Below are 22,479 nucleotides of genomic sequence, written 5' to 3' on the forward strand. Positions count from 1 at the left end.
GGCAAGGCTGCACGCACATACCGAGCCAGGGCAACACATCGCCGGACGAACGGCGAGCAGCGATATGTGCAGTTGGCGTGCGAGGGCCACACAGAGTGCGTCCCTGCGCGCAAAGAATTATCCCTTGACCAGACGCTGGCGTCGCGCTTCAAACAAACACACGCCCGATGCAACCGACACGTTGAGGCTTTCGACCGCCCCGAACATCGGGATGTGCACGAGGAAGTCACAGGTCTCGGTCGTCAGGCGGCGCATGCCCTCTCCTTCCGAGCCCATGATCAGCGCGGTCGGTCCGGTGAAGTCACCCTGATACAGCGTCTGTTCGGCGTCTTCGGTCGTACCGATGAGCCAGATGCCACGATCTTTCAGATCACGCAGCGTCCGCGCCAGATTAGTCACCGTGATGTACGGAACACTCTCGGCCGCACCACTGGCGACCTTGGCAGCGGTCGCATTGAGACCCACTGCACGGTCCTTCGGCGCAATTACCGCATGCGCTCCGGCCCCATCGGCAACACGCAGGCAGGCGCCGAGGTTATGCGGATCGGTGATGCCATCGAGGACCAGCAACAGCGGCGGCCCATCGATTGCGTCGAGCAATTCATCGAGGTTACGAGCCAGAGAAACTTCACCAGCTTTGGCCACCACACCCTGATGCCGGCGTGTGCCAACCATGTTCGACAGACGCTGATCGTCCGCCTGGATGACACGGACCTTGACGGCAGCCGCCGCCTTGAGCATATCTTTCATGCGTTGATCATGCCGGGCTGTATCGACATAAATCTCTTCGACCGTCGACGCTTCGTGGCGCAAGCGCGCGGTCACGGCATGGAAGCCGAATATCATTTTACTCATGGTTCTTATCGCTTCTTCTTGCCTGCTTTCGGATACGCTTTCGGCGCACGCGAACGGTCTGCTGGTGAGGTGGAGGTATGACGGCGACCGGATGGATCGCTTTCCTGATGTTCTTCTTCGGCGCGTCGCGACTCGTTTTTAAGGACGGTCTTGATGCCCGGTTCGGTGACGAGTTTCAGATCGATTTTGCGCGCATCGAGATCGACACGGGCGACCTGTACCGTGACCCGGTCAGTCAACTGGTAACGGATGCCGCTGCGCTCGCCGCGCAATTCATGACGGGCTTCATCGAACTGGAAGTAATCAGCACCCAGGTCGGTGACATGCACCAGTCCTTCGATGAACAGGGAGTCGAGCTGAACGAAAATACCGAACGTGGCGACGCCACAAATGGTGCCGGTAAATTCTTCGCCGAGCTTGTCACGAATGAAGTAGCACTTGAGCCAGGCCTCGACATCGCGCGAGGCTTCATCGGCACGCCGTTCGTTGGCCGAGCAGTGCACGCCGAGGGCATCCCAGATCGTCAGATCAGCGGCATTCTTTTGTTTGCCTTCGGCCTTGTCTTTCACGGCTTGCTTGCGCGCCGCATTCGACACCGTTGTGTTGAGCACCGTCGTGTCGATACCCTTCGGTTCATAGCGCTTACCGAGCAGTATCGCCTTGATCGCACGATGCGTCAGCAAATCCGGATATCGGCGGATCGGGCTGGTGAAGTGGGCATAGGCTTCGTAAGACAAACCAAAGTGGCCGATGTTCTCCGGGCTGTAGACCGCTTGCTGCATCGAGCGCAACAACATGGTCTGCAACAACGTCGCGTCGGGCCGCGCCTTAATTTTAGGCATCAGCTCGGCGTAATCGGAGGCCGATGGCTTGTCACCACCGCCAAGATTCAAACCGACCTGCTTGAGGAAGGTACGCACCTGGTTGAGCTTTTCCTTGGTCGGCGTCGCATGGATGCGGTACAGGCCAGGCTGCTTGTGGCGCTCGAGAATATCGGCGGCACACACATTGGCGGCCAGCATGCACTCTTCGATCAACTTGTGGGCATCGTTGCGGGTGCGCGGCAGAATCGATTCGATCTTGCCGTTGGCATTGGAGACGATGTAGGTTTCGGTGGTCTCGAAATCAATGGCACCGCGCAGATGGCGTGCCTTGAGCAAGGCGTGATACACCGCATGCAGATTCAACAAATGCGGCACAAGCGCGGGCCGTTTGGCAGCATCCGATCCCTTGGTGTTGGCGAGGATGACCGCGACTTCATCGTAGGTCAGTCGCGCCGCAGAATGGATCACGGCAGGATAAAACTGATACGCCTTGATCTCGCCTTTGGCAGTGATCACGGCGTCACACACCAGTGTCAGCCGATCGACACCCGGGTTCAGTGAACACAAGCCATTGGAGAGTTTTTCCGGCAGCATCGGGATGACCCGACGCGGAAAATAAACCGACGTACTGCGTTCGAGCGCATCCACATCCAGCGCCTCGTTTGGCTTGACGTAATGACTGACATCGGCAATCGCCACGATCAGACGGAAGCCATCAGCGCGACCAATCTTGATCGGTTCGCAATAGACCGCATCATCAAAGTCGCGGGCATCGGCACCATCAATGGTGACCAATGGCACATCACGTAAATCGACGCGATCAGCCAGGTCGCTTTCGCGCACTTCACTCGGCAATTTTGCTGCGGCTTTTTGGGCCGCATCTGAAAAGATATGTGGCACGCCGAACTTGCGCACGGCAATTTCGATTTCCATGCCGGGGTCATCGATCTCGCCGAGCACTTCGACGATGCGACCAACCGGTTGCTTGAAACGCGAAGGCTGCTCGGTCAGTTCGACACTGACGACCTGGCCAGTCTTGGCCTGACCGGGCGAGCCCGAGAGGGCAATATCCTGACCGATACGCTGGTCTTCGGGAGCCACCAGCCAGACACCGTTTTCATTGAGCAAGCGGCCAATGACATGGGTGTTGGCACGCGACACGACTTCGACGATGGTGCCTTCCGGCCGACCGCGTCGATCGGTGCCGATGATGCGTGCCTTGACGCGATCACCATGCAACACCTTCTGCATTTCCTTTTCAGACAGGAACAGATCATCGCCGCCATCATCGGGCACCAGAAAACCGAAGCCTTCACGGTGACTGCTCACGCGGCCATCAATGAAGCCGGCATTACTGGAAAGTTGATAGGTGCCGTTGCTGTCGGGCTTGATCTGGCCGTCGCGCTCCATCGCATTCAGACGGCGCATCAGGACATCAATTTCGTCGCCCAGGACGTTGAGAGCAGCGGCAATCGCCTCTGCGTTAAGCGCGTCGGATGACGTACGCAGGATGCCGAGAATTTCCTCGCGGCTGGGAATAGTGTATTGGCTCAAATGTTGGGTCAGTTAGTTGTTATTGGTAAAAATTCGGAAAATACGGAAAACATCCAGGCGCATTTGCGGCGAGTTGATCAGCGCGCCACCATGGGGTCGACTTGCTTCGGACTCGGCGCGTTCTGAAACAGCAACTTCGCGAAACGCGCGCCCGCGTAGTGTAACGGACTGCGCGAGTTTAACCTATCACACCAGTTATTTGCAGACCAGCATGAAAGGCACTTTGACAGGACAGGGATTTCCTTTATACTTCGGTTTCTTTGGAAGGCCCACGTGGCGGAATTGGTAGACGCGCATGGTTCAGGTCCATGTGTCTTCGGATGTGGGGGTTCGAGTCCCTCCGTGGGCACCAAGCCTTTCATTTAAAAAACCCGTTGTTTCGACAGCGGGTTTTTTTTCGCCTCCAGATTTGCGACCGAACCTGGCGGCAAAAAAAAGACCATGCGAACATGGTCTAGTGGAGGTCTTCTTACTGCTGCTCGCCCTTCTTCAGCCACGCATGCAACTGATGCGCGCGCAATCCGTCGTACTCTTCAAACGGTTGATGAATCCACGGGTTCGACTCCAGATAATCCAGATAAAAATCCGGCCGTATCGACGAGCACGCCTTGCACCAGATCACGGCTGATTTGACTTCTATTACTGCAGGAAAATTGGTCTTCAGGTGATGCTGGACTTTTTCCAGCGTGACACCCGAATCAACGAGGTCATCAAGCAGCAGCACACGGCCGCCGAGCGAACCACGCGTCATCGTGATGAACTTGCCGATATCGAGGTCGCCACGTTTGGTGCCGGTTTCTTCGCGATACGAACTGGTCGACAGAATCGCCAGCGGCACGTCGAAAATGCGCGAGAACACATCGCCCGGACGCAGGCCGCCGCGTGCCAGGCACAGCACCTGGTCAAACTTCCAGCCTGAATCGTGCACCATCATTGCCAGGCGCTCGATGGCCCGGTGGTAGTCATCCCAGGAAACCCAGAGATCCTTCTCATTCGACACAGGTAACGACATGATGATCGCGCTCCTTACTTGAATGGATGGCGCAGCACGATGGTTTCTTCGCGGTCGGGACCGGTCGACACCATGTCGATCGGCACGCCGACCAGCTCTTCGATACGCTTGATGTAAGCACGGGCGTTGGCCGGCAGTGCCTCCATCGACTTGGCACCGACGGTGGTGTCGATCCAGCCTGGCATCTCTTCGTAGACTGGCTCGCAAAGACCGGCATCTTCGGCACCGACCGGAAAAATATCGACATGCTTGCCATCAATCAGATAGCCCGTGCAGATCTTCAACGACGTCAATCCATCGAGCACGTCAAGCTTGGTCAGGCACATGCCGGAGACACCGTTGATCTGGACCGAGCGACGCAGCAGCGCGGCATCGAACCAGCCGCAACGACGCGGACGGCCGGTGACCGTGCCGAACTCGTGACCCACGCTCGACAGATGCATGCCCACGCCGGCATCAGTGGGCAATTCGGACGGGAACGGACCGCTGCCAACGCGTGTCGTGTACGCCTTCGTAATCCCCAAAATGTAGTGCAGCATGTTCGGACCAACGCCACTGCCGGCGGCGGCGTTGCCAGCCACGCAGTTGCTGGAAGTGACGAACGGATAAGTACCGTGATCGACGTCCAGCAAGCTACCTTGTGCGCCTTCAAACAACAGGCTCGCCCCACCCTTGTAAGCGGCGTACAGCGCGCTCGACACGTCTGCTGCCATCGGTGCAAGGCGTGGCACATCGGCCAGCGCGTCATCGAACGTCTTCTGAAAATCGACAGCCGGTGCTTTCAGGTATGCAGTCAGCACGAAGTTATGGAAATCGAGATTCTCGCGCAGCTTCTCGCCGAACCGTTTTTCGTTGAGCAGGTCAGCGACACGGATGGCGCGACGGGCCACTTTGTCCTCATACGCCGGACCGATGCCCTTGCCAGTCGTACCAATCTTGGCCGCGCCACGCGCCGCTTCACGCGCACCGTCGAGAGCCGTGTGATACGGCAAGATGATCGGACAGGCTTCGGATACTTTCAACCGCGATTCCACCTCGACCCCGACAGCTTGCAGCTTGTCGATTTCACGCAGCAAGTCCGGCACCGACAGGACCACGCCATTGCCGATGTAGCAGGCTACGCCGGCGCGCATGATGCCCGACGGGATCAGTTGCAATGCGGTTTTTTTCCCGCCAATGACCAGGGTGTGACCGGCATTGTGCCCTCCCTGAAAACGCACGACGCCTTGCGCATGATCGGTCAGCCAATCGACGATCTTGCCCTTGCCCTCATCGCCCCATTGGGTGCCGATGACCACTACATTTTTCACCACGTTTGTCTGAGTCATCACTTAACCTAAATTTTTGAGAAGCCAATTGCCGTTGTCGAGAACCAGTGCGCGATCGCAATCGAACTCTTCCTGATCGTTTTCGTGGCCAGGCAGATTTTGAATTACCACCTCGCCAGCATGTCGCAGTGCAGCGATCTTTTCACGCAGTGCGCTGTCGGTGCCCCACGGAGCACGAATTGCACTGACACGTTGCGCGCCAGGCAGCAGACGCGCCAGTTCGCGCAGGTCCATCGAAAAGCCGGTCGCCGGACGGGCGCGGCCGAATGCTTCGCCGACATGATCGTAGCGACCACCACGGGCGACCGGATTCGGCAGCCCCGATACGTAGGCCGCAAACGTTGCACCGCTTTCGTAGTGGTAACCACGCAGGTCGGCCAGATCGATCGTCATCTGTGCGGCACCGGCCAATTGCACCAGCGCCTCCAGATCATCGAGCGCGGCAACGATCCCGGGCAAGGCCGGCAGCACCGCGCGAGCGCGCTGCAGCGTCGAGGCATCACCGTAAAGTTCAGGCAGCGCCAGGATTGCGTCGCGAGCAACCGTACCAAATGATGCCGTCAGTTGTCGCAAGCCGGGTGCATCCTTAGCTTTGAGCAGCGCGAACAATGCCGCTTCGTTAGCGCGCGCCGCGGCGTCCTGCGCCATGATGGCCCGCACAATCCCGACATGACACAAGTCCAGTCGCACCGTTTTTATACCAGCCAGCGCGAGCGATGCGAGCACCAGTTGCTGGATTTCGGCATCGGCTTCGAGACCTGCATGACCGTATATCTCGGCACCGATCTGCAGCGGTTCCCGCGTGGCATGCAAGCCAGACGGACGGGTATGCAGCACGCTGCCGGCGTAGCAAAGACGCGTGACCGACGCGCGGTTCAGCAAGTGCGCATCGATCCGCGCGACTTGCGTCGTCATGTCGGAACGCACGCCCATGGTCCGACCCGATAACTGGTCTACCAGCTTGAACGTGCGCAAGTCGGTATCGGTGCCAGCGCCCGTGAGCAACGACTCGAGATATTCGAGCATGGGCGGCATCACCAATTCAAAGCCGTAATGACGGAATTGATCCAGCAGTTGACGGCGCAGTTCTTCTATCTTGCGTGCCTCGGAAGGCAGCACATCAGCAATATTTTCAGGGAGTAGCCAGTTGGGCATGACAGGAACAGTATGGATAAAAAAAATCGAACAAGTCGCGGCGTGACCGCACGCAACTGAGCGCCGCAGCAGCTATTCCGGTTGAACCAACCAACTCGGCAACAGCAGGCTCGGCGCCTTCATGGGGAAGAGCGTGGACCGGACGCAGAATACGCTGCAACCGGCCTCGCCCGCAATGTTATTTCTTCGAACTGGCAGCAGCAGAGGCACCCGGGTTCTTGAAATACCTGAAGAACTCAGAACTCGGATCGAGCACCATCAAGTCGTTACGGGTCTTGAAGCTGGCGCGGTAAGCCTCGAGGCTACGATAAAACTTGTAGAACTCAGGACTCTTGCCAAATGCGTCCGCGTAGACCTGCGATGCTTTCGCGTCACCTTGACCACGCATGGTTTCTGCATCCCGATAAGCATCCGCCAGCAAGACGGTGACCTGACGGTCTGCATCGGCACGAATCTTTTCCGACTCGGCAGCACCGGTCGAACGCAATTCATTGGCAACGCGGGTGCGCTCTGCTTTCATCCGCTGGAAGACCGACAGGTTGATCTGTTCAACGTAGTCCACCCGCTTCAGACGGACATCGACGATTTCAACACCGATCTCCTTGGCTTCCTCCGCCACTTTTTTCTGGATCGCATCCATCACGCTGCCACGTTGGCCGGAGATGACTTCACGCACCGTGCGCTTTGTAATTTCTTCGTTCAGCGCTGCCTTGACGATTTGCGCCATGCGATCAAGTGCACGCCGCTCGTCGCCACCAAAGCTGACGAAGTACAAGGTCGGCGCAACGATCCGCCATTTCACGAATGCATCGACGAGAATATTTTTCTTCTCGGCCGTAATGAAACGATCCGCATCAGGCGTATCGAGAGTCAGAATGCGCTTGTCGAGGAACAGTACGTTTTGAAACGGTTGCGGCATCTTGAAATGCAAGCCGGGCTCGCTGATGACCTGCTTGACCTCACCGAGGGCAAACACAATCGCATATTGCCGCTGATTGACGACAAACACCGAGGAGGTCAGCAAGTACAGGGCAATCAGCACCAGTACGCCGGCGGAAACTAGGCGGTTCATTAGCGTGCCTCCCGATTACGATTGTCACGACTGCGAGAATCTTGCACTCGTTGCGGGTCAACAGTCTCGACAGCCGTTGCAGGCGCAGCAGCCGCAGCAGGGACGGTTACTTTTCCAGCCGCATCGGTCGCAACCGATTGCGAAATCAACTTATCAAGTGGCAAGTACAACAGGTTATTACCCGCCTTTGAGTCGATCATCACTTTGGATGTGTTCGTAAATATTTGTTGCATGGTTTCCAAATAAATTCGATCGCGGGTAACCGCAGGGGCTTTTTCGTATTCGACGAGCACTTGCTTGAAGCGTGAGGCATCGCCTTCCGACGTGGACACGACGCGCGACTTGTAGCCTTCGGCTTCCTGCAACAAGCGCGATACCGCACCGCGTGCTTTTGGAATCACGTCATTGGCATAAGCCTGTCCTTCATTCTTCGCACGTTCGCGGTCCTGACCGGCCTTGACTGCATCGTCAAACGCGGCCTGTACTTGCTCTGGTGGTTGCACACCCTGCATGGTCACATTGGCGACCTGCACACCGGACTTGTACAGATCAAGAATTTTCTGCATCAGCGTACCGACATCGAGCGCCACTTTTTCACGACCTTCGTAGAGCACAAAGTCCATTTTGCTGTGACCGACGACTTCACGAATCGCGCTCTCGGCAACCTGCTTGATCAACTCTTCCTGGTCGCGATTATTGAACAGCCAGTCCGCTGCGTTCTTGAGGCGGTACTGCACAGCAAACTGAATGTCGATGATGTTTTCATCTTCGGTCAGCATCAGCGACTCTTCCAGCTGCTTGTTCTTGGCACTACCGCGATAACCAATTTCAACCGTACGCACTGACGAGACATTGACGATCTCGTGCGATTGAATCGGCGTTGGCCAGCGCCAGTTAAAACCGGCCGGCGTCATGTGACTGACTTTACCGAAGGTCATGACTACCGCCGTCTGGCCTTCCTGAACAATAAAAAATCCGCTGATCAGCCAAAGGAACGCAGCAATCGCGGCAATCACTCCGGCGCCGAGGCCCGCACCGCGCATGTCGGGATTAAACCCGCCGCCGCCATTGCCGCCGGAATCCGATCCACCGCCATTTTTTTTCTTGCCGCCGATCAGACGGTTGAGGCGGACATTAAAGTCACGCCACAACTGCTCAAGATCAGGAGGCCCATCTGGTGGGCGCCGATTATCCTGATTGCTATTCTGGTTTTGTTTGTCGTCCTGCGAACCTCGACCCCAACGCGGGTCATTCAGCGAAAACTTCAAACCATATTTTTTTAAAAGAGAAACGAACATTCGGTCGCAATCTGGCTTAAGTGATGGTTATAGGGAGTGTTGACACTGCATACATGCCGTCAAACCGGCGCGTCACAAGACAGGATTTCGGGGCTTTCGCCGGACATCGCCGCCTTGCTTGATTTTGCAAATTCACCGATTGCGCTACGAAGCAGATCGACACCAACGCCGCTTTTCGCGCTCACAAAAACGCGGTGAATCTTATCATATTCGTCGCGTTCCACAGCGGGCTCCAGGCCAGCGGCGTCGATCTTGTTCCAGACCAGTATCTGGGGAATCTGGTCTGCACCAATTTCCTTGAGAACGCTATTGACTTGCTCGATCTGCTCCAACCGGTTTGGACTGGCCGCATCCACCACATGGAGCAACAGATCAGCGTGAATCGTTTCTTCGAGCGTGGCACGAAATGAGGCCACCAGTTGATGCGGCAATTCACGAATGAAGCCGACCGTATCCGACAGCACGACGTTACCCGCATCACCCATGTAGACACGACGTGACGTCGTGTCCAGCGTCGCAAACAATTGATCCGCCGCATACACGCGCGCTTTGCATATCGTGTTGAACAACGTCGATTTGCCAGCGTTGGTGTACCCCACCAGCGACACGGAAAAGACTTGTCCCCGGCCGCGCGCACGACGCTGCGTCGCATGCTGTTGCTGCAGTTTTTCGAGCTTGGCACGCAGCGCCTTGACCCGCTCACCGAGCAAACGGCGATCGGTTTCAAGTTGTGTTTCACCGGGACCACGCAAACCAATCCCGCCTTTTTGTCGTTCAAGGTGAGTCCAGCCGCGAATCAGGCGTGTTGCCAGATGCTGCAATTGCGCCAGTTCGACCTGAACCTTACCCACATGGCTTTGTGCCCGCTGGGCAAAGATATCGAGGATGAGACTGGTACGGTCGATGACACGGACTTTCATGTGCCGCTCGAGATTGCGTTGCTGGGCTGGTGTCAGCGCGTGATTGAAGATGACCAGCTCAAGCTCGTTGTCGACCACCGCCTCACCGATTTCGCTGGCCTTACCCGAGCCAACGAAAAACGCCGCATCGGGGCTGCTTCGTTTGCAGGTGATGGACGTGACGGGAATCGCACCCGCCGACTTCGCCAGCAACGACAATTCTTCCAGACTGGCCGCGAAATCGCCCTTGCCGAAATCAACGCCGACTAACGCGGCGCGCATGCTAATTGCGCCCCATCAGCGCTGGAATCAACATGCCGTCAGTCTGCTTCAGGTTCGAGATTGAGGGTGACTGCGCGTGCTGGCACGACGGTGGAGATCGCATGCTTGTACACCATCTGCGTCACGGTGTTGCGCAGCAGGACAACGTACTGATCGAAAGACTCGATATGTCCTTGCAGCTTGATGCCATTGACCAGATAAATGGAAACGGGAACGTGCTCTTTACGTAAGGCGTTAAGGAATGGGTCTTGTAACATTTGCCCTTTGTTGCTCATGAAAACTCCGATGTGTTGTTGTGATGTATTGGTCTGTTAAGGAGTTGGTGCCAGCTTGCAGTCTTTTCAAGGGCTATGCCGCCCCTTTTGAAAATGTAATTGATTTCGCGTGTTGTCGCCAGATGATGCACAGACAAAATAATCAACCGGTGCCATCAGGCAGCCGGTCTGCCCTGCTTTATTTTTCGTGTCGCGAGAACGGATTTTTGCCCGACCGGAACTCGATACGCAATGGCGTACCCACCAAGGCAAACGTCTCGCGGAAGTGTTTTTCGAGGAAGCGCTTGTAATTGTCGTCGATCGCATCGAGCGAATTACCATGGATCACGACGATAGGCGGGTTCATGCCACCCTGGTGGGCATAGCGCAGTTTCGGGCGAATCGAGCCCTTGCGACGTGGCTGCTGATGCTCGACGGCTTCGATCAGTGCCCGGGTCAGCTTTGGTGTCGACAGGTCGCTCATCGCCGCCGCGTAGGCCGAATTGATGGACTTCATCAATTGATCGACCCCGGTGGCCTTGAGTGCCGAGATGTAATGAAACTTGGCGAACGACAGAAAGTCGAGCTTGCGGTCGAGATCAATCTTGATCTCGTCGCGCCGGCTGCTGGTGAGACCATCCCACTTGTTGACACCCACCACCAGCGCACGGCCTGACTCAAGAATAAAGCCGGCGATATGCGCATCCTGCTCGGAGATATCCTGCTGCGCATCGAGCAGCAGCAAGACCACGTTGGCCTCCGAAATCGATTGCAGGGTTTTGACAACCGAGAATTTTTCAATCGCTTCAAAGACCTTGCCACGCCGGCGAATACCCGCCGTATCGATCAGCGTGTATTGCTGGTCATTGCGTTCAAACGGGATCTCGATCGAGTCACGCGTAGTGCCGGGCATGTCGAATGCGATGACGCGCTCTTCGCCCAGCAAGGTGTTGACCATGGTCGACTTGCCGACATTGGGACGACCCACAATGGCGATACGGATTGCTTTACCCAGATCAACCGCAGGTTCGTCCTCGACCGGCTTTTGCGCAAACGCCAGGTTCAGTGCTTCCTCGACCAGGTCCATCACGCCATCGCCATGCGCGGCTGAAATCACATACGGATCGCCCATGCCGAGTTCGTAGAAATCGGCCGTGACGGCGCTGTAGCGCATGCCTTCAGCCTTGTTCACAACCAGCATGACCTGACGACCGGACCTGCGCAGGAAATCGGTGATGATCTTGTCGTGCGGCGTCATACCCTGACGCCCGTCAACAATGAAAATCACCATGTCGGCTTCAGCGACTGCCTGACGGGTCTGCTTGGCCATTTCAAACATGATGCCGTCTTTGGCAACAGGCTCGAACCCGCCCGTGTCGATGACCAGAAAAGGCCGTTCCCCCATGCGACCTTCACCATAGTGGCGGTCGCGGGTCAGGCCCGGCATGTCGGCGACGATGGCATCCCGCGAACGGGTCAGTCGGTTGAATAAAGTGGATTTGCCGACGTTTGGTCGGCCCACGAGTGCAATTACCGGCTTCATTAAATAGTTTTACTCGGTCGCCAGCGCGACCAATGCCCCTGCTTGAGTTTGAAAGATCACGCGATCAGCAACCACCACCGGCGTTGCCAGAATCGGGCTACCGTCAGTGGCGACACGGGCCAGAAAAGCGCCGTCATCGCGTGCAAGAAAATGGATAAAACCCTGGCCATCACCAATGGCTACCGAGCGACCAAAAGACGCCGGTGCCGACAGCCGGCGATACCCGAGCTTGTCGTTGCGCCAGACATTGGTGCCGGTGTCGCGGGCAAATGCCGACACTGCGCCAGCATCGTTGGCGGCAAAGAGATACCGCTGGTCGACAGAAACGCCGACGTCGCTAGACCAGTCTTTCGACCAGCGCACTGCGCCACCGGCAAGGTCAAAGCAACCGACCCTACCCTGATAAGCGACCGCGCAGATTTCGCGACCAACGATGACCGGGTTTCCTGATGTATCCGAAACCCGTTCGAGTTCGGTCGCACCGCGCGGGTCACCCACGGCCACTTCCCAGAGTGGCGCGCCGTTGTTAAGTGTCATTGCAAGCAGGCGACCACCGGGCATCGCGGCATAGGCCGCCGTGTCATTGGTGATGATGCCTGGCGACGACCGCAATGTGAGCGCCGGTGTCGTGCGCTGCAAGAACCAGCGACGGGTGCCGGTGGCAACATCAAAAGCAGCAATGCGGTTATCGACGCTGCGGACGATCACCAGATCAGCGGTGACGGCGGGTGCCGACAGCACTTCGCTGGACGTCTGCGCTTTCCAGCGCAACTTGCCGTCGCCATCGAACGCAAAAATCACACCTTTTTCACCGGCCACGGCAACCGTGTTGCCATCGGTGCCAACGCCTGCGGTCAGCGGTGCACCGGCATTGATGCGCCAGATCACGTTGCCGTTGACTGCATCAAAACGGGCAACGGCACCGTCAGCTGACGCGGCGAAAATACTGGTGCCGGCGACGGCCGGCGACAAGGCGTAACCGTTCGACTTGCCGATCGACCCTGTCCACATGGCACGCACTGCCATGGTCGGTTTGAATTCCACCAGCGCGACGGGAGGATTGCGGGCCGGCGGCTTGCTAAACGGATTCAATGACGCACATCCTGCCAGCGTCACCAGAATCATTGCCCCTGCCAATTTGACTGCACTATGCATTTTTTTCCTTTAACCGGAGAAGACTGAACGGCCTGTTCAAGTCGGCTGATTTTATGCTGCGGCCTTGGCTGCAACGCCACCAATGGCATCGAGTTTCAATTGAATGAGCTGACGACCGGGATTTTTTTGCTCGGCCTTGTCAAGTGCCAGCTGATAGGCCGTGCGTGCTTCGGCCAGCTTGTTTTGCGCAACCAGCAAGTCACCCTTGCGATCGGCGACGTTGACAGCAAACTCGGCCGGAAAATCCGCTGCCAGCAAAGCGAGGCCTGCGTCATATGCTTTTTCATCGAGCAAGATACCGGCCAGACGAATCCGGGCAATAGCCTTGTATTCGGCATCGGCACCTTTGTCGATTACCCATTGCAACTGGGTCTTGGCCAGCGGCAGGTCATTCGCATCGACCGCTGATTTGGCCGCGACCAGTGCGCTCATCTGGGCATAGGCAGTTCGCACGTAGCGGTCCTGCAGATCGGTGGCGGCGCGCTGGATTTTAGCCTGGTCCTTGGCCTTGACTGCATTTTGCAATTCGTTGTAAAGCATCGAAGCCTCGGTCGATTGCGTGCGCTGGTAGTAATTCCACCCAGTCCATGCAGCGTAGCCGGCCAGCACAATCGTCAGTGCCCAGGTCAGCAGATTGCCGTACTGGTTCCACCAGTTCTTGAGGCTGGCCATTTGCTCTTGTTCTTCGTGATCGTATGCCATATCAACTTTGTCGTCGTCGTAAATTGTTAATCGTGAATGGGGCCTGCGCAGTGCGGGGAGAATTAATGATGCGTGTGATCATGCCCGGCATGATCGTGGCCTTCATGATCGCCGCCACCGATGATCTGGTCCACCAGATAATCGGCCACGCTATCAAACGGCACCAGAGCCTGGTTGTGCTGATGCGTTTCACCCTCGGAGGCACGCAAGGGTTTGACGGTCGCCATGTCACCGGCGACTTCCTCTTCGCCGAGGATGACCGCAAATGCAGCACCACTGGCATCGGCCCGTTTCATCTGCGCCTTGACGCTGCTACTCGAAGCCGACGCGCAATGTAGCACAACGTCGAGGCCGGCATCGCGTAATCGTTCTGCGACCACCGATGCTTTCAGTTGCGCGGCATCGCCCTGATGCACGACGTAGACGTCGCACTGGTTGCCAGCATACTGTTCGCCGGCCGCGCGCATCAACTCCAGCAAGCGTTCGATCCCCATTGCGAAACCACACGACGGGGTTGGTTTGCCACCGAACATTTCAAACAGGGTGTCGTAGCGACCACCGGCGCAGACCGTGCCTTGCGAACCGAGTTCATCGGTCACCCATTCAAAGACGGTGCGATTGTAATAGTCCATCCCACGTACCAATCGCGGATTGATCGTGAACGGAACATTGTTGTGACGCAGGATGTTTTGCACGCCGTCAAAATGCGCTTGCGATTCCTCGCCAAGGTAGGCCAGCAATTGCGGCGCAGCGTTGACCATCTCCTGCATCGCCGGGTTCTTGGTATCGAGCAGTCGCAGCGGATTGCTGTGCAAGCGCCGCTTGGCTTCTTCGTCCATCACATCAAAATGCTGCTCGAAATAAGCGATCAGGTCGATCCGGTGACGCAGTCGCTCTTCGGCATTGCCGATCGAATTGAGTTCGAGCCGGATGTTGTCCAGACCCAGGTCATCCCACAGGCGCTGGCACAACATCATCAGTTCGGCATCAATGTCCGGACCGGAAAAACCGACGGCTTCCGCACCGACCTGATGGAACTGGCGATAGCGGCCACGTTGTGGTCGCTCATGCCGGAACATCGGACCGGTGTACCACAAGCGCTTCGGTCCTTCGTAGGTCAGGTTGTGTTCAATGGCAGCACGCACAACGCCGGCCGTGGCTTCCGGACGCAAGGTCAGCAAGTCGCCATTCATCGAATCGGCAAACGAATACATTTCTTTTTCGACGATGTCGGTGACCGCACCGAGACCGCGTGCAAACAGCGAGGTCGACTCGACGATCGGCGTACGAATCTGCTGAAAACCGTAGCTCTTGAGCACAGTCTGCACCGTGTTGTCGAACAATTCCCAGAGTCCGGCATCGGCCGGCAGGATATCGTTCATGCCTTTGACGCCGGTAATCTTGTCGGCTTTTTTCGGGGCTATTTTTTTATCTGACATGGGATCTGGTTTCACAATCAATTCAGGCCACTGGCGTGGTCTTGCCGTAGTGGCTTTGTACATAGTCCAGCACGATGGCCTGGAATTCTTCCGAGATACGCTCGCCGCGCAGCGTGACGGTTTTTTCGCCATCCACAAACACCGGTGCCGATGGCGTCTCGCCGGTGCCGGGCAGGCTGATGCCGATATTGGCATGACGCGACTCACCGGGACCGTTGACGATACAACCCATGACCGCAACATTCATCGCTTCGACACCGGGGTACTCATTTTTCCAGACCGGCATCTGATCCCGCAAATAGGTTTGAATGCTGTCGGCCAGTGACTGGAACGTGGTCGATGTCGTGCGTCCGCAACCCGGACAGGCGATGACCATCGGCGTGAATTTGCGCAAGCCCATGGTCTGCAGGATTTCCTGACCGACAATGACTTCGCGGGTCCGGTCGCCGCCCGGCTCCGGCGTGAGCGAAATACGGATCGTGTCGCCGATACCCTCTTGCAGCAGCACCGACAACGCGGCGGTCGAGGCCACAATGCCCTTGCTACCCATGCCTGCCTCAGTCAGCCCAAGGTGCAACGGATAGTCGCAGCGGTTCGCCAGTTCGCGATAAACGGCGATCAGGTCCTGTACGCCAGAGACCTTGCAGGAAAGGATGATCTTGTCTCGTGCCAGGCCAAGTTCTTCGGCCCGCAAAGCGTTTTCGACGGCCGAAGTCACCAGTGCTTCATACATCACCGCTTGCGCCGCCCAGGGCACAGGGCGCTTGGCATTTTCGTCCATGATGCGCGCCAGCAGTGCCTGGTCCAGGCTGCCCCAGTTGACGCCGATACGGACCGGCTTGTCGTATTTGCAGGCAGCTTCGATCATCTGCGCAAACTGGGTGTCTCGCTTGGCACCCTGCCCGACATTGCCGGGATTGATACGATACTTCGACAAGGCTCGGGCGCAGTCCGGATAGTCATTGAGCAGCGTGTGACCGTTGTAATGAAAATCACCCACCAGCGGCACGTTGATTCCCATGCGATCAAGCTGTTCGCGGATTGCCGGCACCGCCGCAGCGGCTTCGGCATTGTTGACAGTAATGCGTACCAGCTCGGAACCGGCACGCGCCAGTTCCTTGATCTGGATGGCGGTACCAATCGCGTCAGCGGTATCGGTATTGGTCATCGATTGCACGACAATCGGCGCATCACCGCCGACCAGAATAACGTGATCGCCATGACGAATGGCGACCTGGCGCACCAGTCGGCGCAGCGAAGGACCGGACGGAATCGGCAGGCAGGAAGGCAGATCGGCAGAAAGCAGGCTCATGGTCTATTTCAGGTTAATACGGGCGACATTATTGTTCGAAGCAGAAGGCAGCGGCAGCGGCGCGCCACGCAACGTGGCATCAACTCCGGCTGCATTGCCGACCACCAGCGTGACCGGCTCGAGGATATCGAACGTGCTAGTGCTACCGGCGCGATACAGTTTCGAGGTCACGGCACTGCTGCCGTTACCGCGGATTTCAATCCAGGAGTCACTGCGTACAGTGAGTACCAACTGGTTGTTGGTCGCTGCCACGGGTGCCGGCACCAGCGCGAGATCCACAGGTGGTATCGCTGCAGTGGCAGTAGTTGCCTGACCCGCCGCCGCAACAGGGGCTTCAACCGGCGCGTCGGTAACCACTGGCGCAACTACCGGTGCCACCACCCCGATCGGCATATCAGGCGTGATTTCGACATGCCCGGGTGATGGCTCCGGACCCGTTGCAACCGTTTGCACGGGCTCACCGCGTAGCGCGTTCAGGCCATTGGAGACATTGACCGAAGCGTCGTCGAGATTTTTTGGTAACCAGCCATAGTGCTGTGCCAGCGAACCTGCGGCAATCACGACCACGACTATCAGCAGAGCGGTATACCACTTCGAAGAAGCCCGATGGCTGCCGGAAGAACCCAGCCGGTTATCAGAAAAATTGGCAGGCGCGATGGAACGGCGGGCCGGAACCGGCGCATCGCTAAAGTCTTCGACTGGCAGGACCAACCCGACCATGAGCGGAGCCGCATCGATGCGCAACAATTTTGCGTAAGCGCGCAGGAAACCGCGTGTCACGGCGATGCCGGGCAAGGCGGCATGGTTGTCGTCTTCCATCGCCTGAACCTGACGCGGTGCCAGATTCAGATGCGAGGCCACCTCCGAAATACTCCAGCCGAGCGCGACGCGCTGACGTGCCAGTTGTGCACCCGGAGACAGATTCGGCTGGACTGGTGTTGCTGGTTCAAATGGCACTGTATTGGATCCGTCTTCACTCATCAAAAGCCCCGCGTTGGTAGGCTGCGAATTCTTTCGACGCCGGAAAGCGTCGTCGCAGTTGGATGGCCAGACTGTTTTCTGCAGCCAGGTTACCCAGTTTGTGTTCGGTCCTGAGCGCCAACCACAGCGCCTCGACGCTGAAGACATCGTCCTTCAGCAATCGCCCTGTGTAAAACCGGGCCTGCTCGTATTCGCGCCGTTGGTAATGGATCGTTGCCAGACTCAACGTGGCTGAGGCATTGGTCGGATCGAACTGGAAAGCTTGCTTGAAGTACCGCTCGGCGGCGACATCGTTTTTCAGTTTCAGACTACACAGGCCGGCATTGTTGAGTGCCTTCGATGGCTGCTGGTAGGTCCGGCTCTTGAGCGTTTCTTCAAAGTACGCGATTGATTCCGCGGCGCGTCCGTTCTGGCACAAGAACCATCCGTAGTTACTCGTCAGCTCAGGATTATTCGGCGCAAGCCTGATGGCCGTCCTGAAATTCTCATCGGCCAGATTGGTCTCGTTCATGTTCATGTAAATCAGCGCCCGCACACCGTAGGCATCGGCCAGATTCGGATCGGACTGCAATGCATTTTTGAGCTCGTCGAGCGCAACCGGTAGCTGGCCTTCGCGGTAATAATTGATCGCCAGTTCCAGCCGGATCTGCGCACGACGCTGGTTGTCGGTCAGATCCGATGCGGTCGGCAATTCGGCTTGCCCGCTGCGGCCCGGCGCACCCGGGCCGGTCGCTGCACAACCGGCCAGCGCGACCAGCAGTGTTGCCAGCAGCGTCGTCAACAACCAGCTAACAGTGTTTTTCAAGAAGTCACCTCGACCAGCCGACCAAAATCCTTGCCGAATTTTTGTTGATACTCGGCCATTTTTTGCATCCGCTCCTGCACCTTGGTGCGGTCCTGCACTTCACCTGCAAGCTGGCCGCACGCCGCGTCGATATCGTCGCCGCGGGTCTTGCGTATCGTCGTCACGATGCCGGCATCCATCAGCACCTGCGCAAACAGCTTGATCTGCGGATTGTTCGAGCGCGTCAGACCGGACTCGGGAAAAGGATTGAATGGAATCAGGTTGAACTTGCACGGCACCAGCACCGCACCATGGCGCACCAATGCCACCAGTTCACGCGCATGCTGTTCAGTATCGTTGACGCCATCAAGCATGCAGTATTCAAACGTCACGAAATCGCGCGGTGCGAACTCCAGATAGCGCACACACGCAGCCATCAATTCCTTGAGCGGATATTTCTTGTTGAGTGGCACCAGACTGTCACGCAACGCATCGTTGGAGGCATGCAGCGAGACGGCCAGCGCCACCGGACAGTCCTGACCGAGCTTGTCGATATTGGGCACCACGCCGCTAGTCGACAACGTGACGCGCCGGCGCGACAAGCCGTAGGCGTTATCGTCAAGCATCAGCTTGAGGGCCGTGACGGTCGGCTCGTAATTCAGGAGTGGCTCGCCCATGCCCATCATCACCACGTTGGTGATCTGGCGCTCGCCTTTCGGGCCGGGCTCGATGCCCTTGGTCTTGCGTAATTCAAATTCGGCCATCCACAACTGGCCGATGATTTCACCGACTGTCAGGTTGCGGTTGAATCCCTGCTTGCCGGTCGAACAGAACCGGCAATTGACCGCACAGCCCGCTTGCGTCGAAATGCATAGCGTGCCGCGATTTTCTTCCGGAATGAACACGGCTTCGACTGCATTGCCCTGCCCCACATCGAGCAGCCACTTGCGCGTCCCGTCGGTTGAGGTGTGATCGCTGATCACTGCGGGCGACTGCACCACTGCGCGCGTTGCAAGCTTGTCGCGCAGTGATTTGGCCAGATCCGTCATTGCCGTAAAGTCGCTGGCACCGAACTGATGGATCCAGCGTTGCAATTGCTTGGCACGAAACGGCTTCTCACCCAACTCGCTGCAATAAGCAACGAGTTGCGCGGGATCGAGGTCCAGCAAGTTGGTGAGAGCCATGATGTCCTAACAATGTGGCCGCAATATTGCTGCGGCCTGATTTAAATTAACGGGAATAGATATTGAGCGCAGGGAAGAAATACGCGATTTCGACCTGGGCTGTTTCGACTGCATCCGAACCATGGACTGCGTTGGCATCGATCGAATCAGCGAAATCAGCACGAATGGTACCCTTGTCGGCTTTCTTCGGATCGGTAGCACCGAGCAGGTCGCGATGCTTTGCAATGGCGTTTTCGCCTTCCAGCGCCTGAACAACGACAGGACCGGAAATCATGAAATCAACCAGATCCTTGAAGAACGGACGGGCTGCGTGTACGGCATAGAAGCCTTCGGCTTCGGACCGTGACAGATGCATCATGCGCGAGGCGATGATTTTCAAACCAGCGTTTTCAAAACGGGTGTAAATTTGGCCAATGACATTTTTTGCAACGGCGTCTGGCTTGATAATTGACAGGGTGCGTTCGATAGACATCTGTAAAAACTCCAATGAAATTAAAGGGTTAAGGGGTGAATTTGAACCACCGGCAAGAGCAGGATTTTAGCATGAAAGCCCTTCGATTAAACCAAAGCAGTGACGATAGCCGGCCCACAGCCTCATATTTTACTTACACGGAGCTCGCATGAACCAGCACTACGATCAGACTTACTCTTCCCCGGCGACGACCCGCAGCGCCGGTCACCGCGTGATGCGCAACACCTATTGGCTGCTGGCGCTGTCGATGATTCCATCGGTACTCGGTGCCTGGCTGGGCGTCGCCATGAATTTTTCGCTGTTTGCCGGCAGCCCGTTTCTGGGCTTCATGGCCTTCATGGCGATTGCTTACGGCTTCTTTTATGCCATCGAAAAAACCAAGGAAACCGGCATGGGCGTGGTTGTCCTGCTGGGCTTTACCTTCTTCATGGGCATCATGTTGTCGCGACTGATTGCCCATACGCTGGGTTACGCCAATGGCAGCACGCTGGTGATGACCGCCTTCGGCGGCACAGCCACCATCATGGGCGTAATGGCCACCATCGCCACCGTCTCGAAACGCGATTTTTCAGGGATGGGACGCTGGCTGTTCGTTGGCATGCTGGTCATCCTGGTGGCCGCCGTGGCGAATATTTTTCTGCAAATGCCAGCGCTGTACCTTGTTGTGTCGGTACTGGCGATCGGTATTTTTTCGGCGTACATCCTGCATGACGTGCAGCAAGTGATCAATGGAGGCGAGACCAACTACATCACTGCAACGCTGCATATTTACCTCGATGTCTACAATATTTTTGCCAACCTGCTGGCGTTGCTGGGGATTTTTGGCGGGCAGCGGGACTGAAGTTTTTTTGCGCGGGGCCGTGAGGTTGGGCGGAATTGTGGGGTGCAATAACCGCAGGGCATTGCACCGCAAACCACGGAAATTTGCTGCATCAGTAAAAAAGCCAACCCGCAAGTTGGCTTTTTTTACGCCGGTACCAACATCAGGCCAGGTCAAATACCGCCATCGATTCCACATGCGCCGTGTGCGGGAACATGTTGACCACACCTGCCTGGGACAGCACGTAGCCGCCCGCCACCAGCAACTGCGCATCGCGTGCCAGCGTGGCCGGATTACATGATACGTAGACGATGCGACGCGGCTTGTGCGCCGGCTCCAGCTCGGCCAGGGCTTCGCACAAGGCCATCGCGCCGTCACGCGGCGGATCGATCAACAGGCGATCGAAGTAACCGAGCGCGATGACATCCGCGCTGGTGATGTCGAACAGGTTACGGCATGCGAAGCTGGTCTTGTCCTGCAAACCATTGACGCGCGCATTATCCATCGCCCGCTGCGTGAGCGCCGTACTGCCTTCGATCCCCACGACGGCCCGCGCCTGCGTGGCGATGGGGAGCGTGAAATTTCCCAGCCCGCAAAACAGATCGGCGATCCGTTCATCCGGCTGTACATCGAGCAGACGAAGCGCGCGTGCCACCAGCACCCGGTTGATCTGGTGATTGACTTGCGTGAAATCAGTCGGCTTGAATGGCATCGTGATACCGAACTCCGGCAGCGAATAATGCAGCGACTGATTGAGCGGGTAGTACGGTACGGCGCTTTCAGGACCGGCGCTTTGCAGCCACCAGATGATCTGGTGCAGGTCGGCAAATGCCTTGAGCAACACTTCGTCTGCGCGACTCAGCGCTGCCATGATGCGCAGTACCAGCACGGTGACCACGCCGTCATTGCCCTCGCCCACCGCCAGTTCGATCTGCGGCACCTGTTCGACGATCGACAAGGCAGCGATCAGTTCGCGCAGCGGCACCAGCAATCCGGACACCTTGGGTGGCAGTATTTCGCAACTGGTCATGTCGGTCAGATACGATGATTTCTTTTCGATAAAGCCAACCAGCACGCCACCCTTGCGCGGCACGTTACGCACCGACAATCGGGCGCGATAGCGATAGCCCCAGGTCGGACCATAAATCGGCCGCAGCAATTGGCGCGGACGCATCTTGCCGATATGCCAGAGGTTGTCTTCCAGAACCCGTTGCTTGATCGCGACCTGGGCGGCGGCGTCCAGGTGCTGCATCGCGCAGCCGCCGCACGTGCCGAAGTACACGCATTGCGGCGTGACACGCATCGCCGATTCGCGCAGCAGACCAGTCATCCGGGCGGCTTCCCACTTGGATTTTTTACGGAATGACAGGAAATGCACCCGTTCGCCGGGCAGCGCGCCTTCGACAAAAATGACTTTGCCGTGACTGCCATCGTCGTTGACAAGATTGCCGACACCACGGGCTTCCATGTCGAGGGAGCGGATTTCCAGAATAGTTTGCGGCATAGATGACCAGAAGCTGACGGCATGACCGTCGAAGTGAAATAAAAGAAGGA

The 22,479-nt window shown here is 57.3% G+C and carries 20 protein-coding genes and 1 tRNA gene; 2 read left to right on the forward strand and 19 right to left on the reverse strand.

The window, feature by feature from the left end; all coding sequences use genetic code 11:
* Window positions 1–117: 117 nt before the first annotated feature.
* Both rlmB and rnr read right to left on the reverse strand, forming a co-directional pair.
* On the reverse strand, window positions 118–846 hold the full coding sequence (rlmB, locus tag QN370_RS05800) for a 23S rRNA (guanosine(2251)-2'-O)-methyltransferase RlmB (RefSeq protein ID WP_009667889.1): 729 nt from the start codon (window positions 844–846) through the stop codon (window positions 118–120).
* Between the two features lie 14 nt (window positions 847–860).
* Window positions 861–3,233, reverse strand: a complete 2,373-nt coding sequence (gene rnr, locus QN370_RS05805; RefSeq protein ID WP_322128052.1) for a ribonuclease R — start codon at window positions 3,231–3,233, stop codon at window positions 861–863.
* 267 nt (window positions 3,234–3,500) lie between these two features.
* Here rnr and QN370_RS05810 point away from each other — a divergent pair.
* Window positions 3,501–3,585, forward strand: a tRNA-Leu gene (locus QN370_RS05810).
* A 117-nt stretch (window positions 3,586–3,702) separates the two neighbouring features.
* Here QN370_RS05810 and QN370_RS05815 read toward each other — a convergent pair.
* The 16 genes from QN370_RS05815 to ndk form a co-directional block, all read right to left on the reverse strand.
* On the reverse strand, window positions 3,703–4,245 hold the full coding sequence (locus QN370_RS05815) for a phosphoribosyltransferase (protein ID WP_322128053.1): 543 nt from the start codon (window positions 4,243–4,245) through the stop codon (window positions 3,703–3,705).
* Window positions 4,246–4,259: 14 nt separating this feature from the next.
* On the reverse strand, window positions 4,260–5,573 hold the full coding sequence (locus tag QN370_RS05820) for an adenylosuccinate synthase (RefSeq protein WP_322128054.1): 1,314 nt from the start codon (window positions 5,571–5,573) through the stop codon (window positions 4,260–4,262).
* 3 nt (window positions 5,574–5,576) lie between these two features.
* Window positions 5,577–6,728 carry an ATP phosphoribosyltransferase regulatory subunit gene (locus QN370_RS05825; protein WP_322128055.1) on the reverse strand — a complete coding sequence of 384 codons (1,152 nt, stop codon included), beginning with the start codon at window positions 6,726–6,728 and terminating at the stop codon, window positions 5,577–5,579.
* Window positions 6,729–6,906: 178 nt separating this feature from the next.
* Entirely contained in the window at window positions 6,907–7,800 is an 894-nt protein-coding gene (hflC, locus tag QN370_RS05830) for a protease modulator HflC (RefSeq protein WP_322128056.1), read from the reverse strand.
* The gene (hflK, locus tag QN370_RS05835) at window positions 7,800–9,098 is read right to left on the reverse strand and encodes an FtsH protease activity modulator HflK (RefSeq protein ID WP_322128057.1); all 1,299 of its coding nucleotides are present in this window, start codon (window positions 9,096–9,098) and stop codon (window positions 7,800–7,802) included. The genes hflC and hflK overlap by 1 nt, the downstream gene beginning before the upstream one ends.
* Before the next feature lie 59 nt (window positions 9,099–9,157).
* Window positions 9,158–10,279: a GTPase HflX gene (hflX, locus tag QN370_RS05840; protein WP_322128058.1), complete on the reverse strand. Its 1,122-nt coding sequence runs from the start codon at window positions 10,277–10,279 to the stop codon at window positions 9,158–9,160.
* 38 nt (window positions 10,280–10,317) lie between these two features.
* Window positions 10,318–10,554, reverse strand: a complete 237-nt coding sequence (hfq, locus tag QN370_RS05845; protein WP_009665448.1) for an RNA chaperone Hfq — start codon at window positions 10,552–10,554, stop codon at window positions 10,318–10,320.
* A 178-nt stretch (window positions 10,555–10,732) separates the two neighbouring features.
* Window positions 10,733–12,076 carry a ribosome biogenesis GTPase Der gene (gene der / locus QN370_RS05850; protein WP_322128059.1) on the reverse strand — a complete coding sequence of 448 codons (1,344 nt, stop codon included), beginning with the start codon at window positions 12,074–12,076 and terminating at the stop codon, window positions 10,733–10,735.
* Between the two features lie 9 nt (window positions 12,077–12,085).
* Entirely contained in the window at window positions 12,086–13,231 is a 1,146-nt protein-coding gene (bamB, locus tag QN370_RS05855) for an outer membrane protein assembly factor BamB (protein WP_322128060.1), read from the reverse strand.
* A gap of 51 nt (window positions 13,232–13,282) precedes the next feature.
* A complete protein-coding gene (locus tag QN370_RS05860) occupies window positions 13,283–13,933 on the reverse strand; it encodes a tetratricopeptide repeat protein (RefSeq protein WP_322128061.1) in 651 nt (216 codons plus the stop codon).
* Between the two features lie 62 nt (window positions 13,934–13,995).
* Window positions 13,996–15,372, reverse strand: coding sequence for a histidine--tRNA ligase (hisS, locus tag QN370_RS05865; protein WP_322128062.1), 1,377 nt, complete (start codon window positions 15,370–15,372; stop codon window positions 13,996–13,998).
* A gap of 22 nt (window positions 15,373–15,394) precedes the next feature.
* A complete protein-coding gene (ispG, locus tag QN370_RS05870) occupies window positions 15,395–16,684 on the reverse strand; it encodes a flavodoxin-dependent (E)-4-hydroxy-3-methylbut-2-enyl-diphosphate synthase (protein WP_322128063.1) in 1,290 nt (429 codons plus the stop codon).
* Between the two features lie 3 nt (window positions 16,685–16,687).
* The gene (locus tag QN370_RS05875; RefSeq protein ID WP_322128064.1) at window positions 16,688–17,641 is read right to left on the reverse strand and encodes a RodZ domain-containing protein; all 954 of its coding nucleotides are present in this window, start codon (window positions 17,639–17,641) and stop codon (window positions 16,688–16,690) included.
* A gap of 16 nt (window positions 17,642–17,657) precedes the next feature.
* Window positions 17,658–18,470 carry a type IV pilus biogenesis/stability protein PilW gene (gene pilW, locus QN370_RS05880; protein ID WP_322128065.1) on the reverse strand — a complete coding sequence of 271 codons (813 nt, stop codon included), beginning with the start codon at window positions 18,468–18,470 and terminating at the stop codon, window positions 17,658–17,660.
* On the reverse strand, window positions 18,467–19,633 hold the full coding sequence (gene rlmN, locus QN370_RS05885) for a 23S rRNA (adenine(2503)-C(2))-methyltransferase RlmN (RefSeq protein ID WP_322128066.1): 1,167 nt from the start codon (window positions 19,631–19,633) through the stop codon (window positions 18,467–18,469). The genes pilW and rlmN overlap by 4 nt, the downstream gene beginning before the upstream one ends.
* A gap of 46 nt (window positions 19,634–19,679) precedes the next feature.
* Window positions 19,680–20,105 (reverse strand): nucleoside-diphosphate kinase, encoded by a 426-nt coding sequence (gene ndk / locus QN370_RS05890; protein WP_322128067.1) that lies wholly within the window; start codon window positions 20,103–20,105, stop codon window positions 19,680–19,682.
* Window positions 20,106–20,253: 148 nt separating this feature from the next.
* Here ndk and QN370_RS05895 point away from each other — a divergent pair, with 148 nt between their 5' ends.
* On the forward strand, window positions 20,254–20,946 hold the full coding sequence (locus tag QN370_RS05895; protein ID WP_322128068.1) for a Bax inhibitor-1/YccA family protein: 693 nt from the start codon (window positions 20,254–20,256) through the stop codon (window positions 20,944–20,946).
* Between the two features lie 142 nt (window positions 20,947–21,088).
* Here the strand turns inward: QN370_RS05895 and rlmD are convergent, their stop codons facing one another.
* Window positions 21,089–22,429: a 23S rRNA (uracil(1939)-C(5))-methyltransferase RlmD gene (gene rlmD, locus QN370_RS05900; RefSeq protein WP_322128069.1), complete on the reverse strand. Its 1,341-nt coding sequence runs from the start codon at window positions 22,427–22,429 to the stop codon at window positions 21,089–21,091.
* Window positions 22,430–22,479 lie beyond the last annotated feature (50 nt).

This window comes from Actimicrobium sp. CCI2.3 (assembly GCF_035019065.1).
Taxonomy (GTDB): Bacteria; Pseudomonadota; Gammaproteobacteria; order Burkholderiales; family Burkholderiaceae_D; genus Actimicrobium.

Excerpts from the sequence above, each read along its gene's own strand:
- der (WP_322128059.1), bottom strand. The coding sequence starts at position 12,076 with ATGAAGCCGGTAATTGCACTCGTGGGCCGACCAAACGTCGGCAAATCC.
- rlmD (WP_322128069.1), bottom strand. The coding sequence starts at position 22,429 with ATGCCGCAAACTATTCTGGAAATCCGCTCCCTCGACATGGAAGCCCGT.
- hisS (WP_322128062.1), bottom strand. The coding sequence starts at position 15,372 with ATGTCAGATAAAAAAATAGCCCCGAAAAAAGCCGACAAGATTACCGGC.
- hfq (WP_009665448.1), bottom strand. The coding sequence starts at position 10,554 with ATGAGCAACAAAGGGCAAATGTTACAAGACCCATTCCTTAACGCCTTA.
- QN370_RS05895 (WP_322128068.1), top strand. The coding sequence starts at position 20,254 with ATGAACCAGCACTACGATCAGACTTACTCTTCCCCGGCGACGACCCGC.
- hflK (WP_322128057.1), bottom strand. The coding sequence starts at position 9,098 with ATGTTCGTTTCTCTTTTAAAAAAATATGGTTTGAAGTTTTCGCTGAAT.
- QN370_RS05820 (WP_322128054.1), bottom strand. The coding sequence starts at position 5,573 with ATGACTCAGACAAACGTGGTGAAAAATGTAGTGGTCATCGGCACCCAA.
- ndk (WP_322128067.1), bottom strand. The coding sequence starts at position 20,105 with ATGTCTATCGAACGCACCCTGTCAATTATCAAGCCAGACGCCGTTGCA.
- hflX (WP_322128058.1), bottom strand. The coding sequence starts at position 10,279 with ATGCGCGCCGCGTTAGTCGGCGTTGATTTCGGCAAGGGCGATTTCGCG.
- QN370_RS05860 (WP_322128061.1), bottom strand. The coding sequence starts at position 13,933 with ATGGCATACGATCACGAAGAACAAGAGCAAATGGCCAGCCTCAAGAAC.
- hflC (WP_322128056.1), bottom strand. The coding sequence starts at position 7,800 with ATGAACCGCCTAGTTTCCGCCGGCGTACTGGTGCTGATTGCCCTGTAC.
- QN370_RS05815 (WP_322128053.1), bottom strand. The coding sequence starts at position 4,245 with ATGTCGTTACCTGTGTCGAATGAGAAGGATCTCTGGGTTTCCTGGGAT.
- rlmN (WP_322128066.1), bottom strand. The coding sequence starts at position 19,633 with ATGGCTCTCACCAACTTGCTGGACCTCGATCCCGCGCAACTCGTTGCT.
- QN370_RS05825 (WP_322128055.1), bottom strand. The coding sequence starts at position 6,728 with ATGCCCAACTGGCTACTCCCTGAAAATATTGCTGATGTGCTGCCTTCC.
- rlmB (WP_009667889.1), bottom strand. The coding sequence starts at position 846 with ATGATATTCGGCTTCCATGCCGTGACCGCGCGCTTGCGCCACGAAGCG.
- bamB (WP_322128060.1), bottom strand. The coding sequence starts at position 13,231 with ATGCATAGTGCAGTCAAATTGGCAGGGGCAATGATTCTGGTGACGCTG.
- ispG (WP_322128063.1), bottom strand. The coding sequence starts at position 16,684 with ATGAGCCTGCTTTCTGCCGATCTGCCTTCCTGCCTGCCGATTCCGTCC.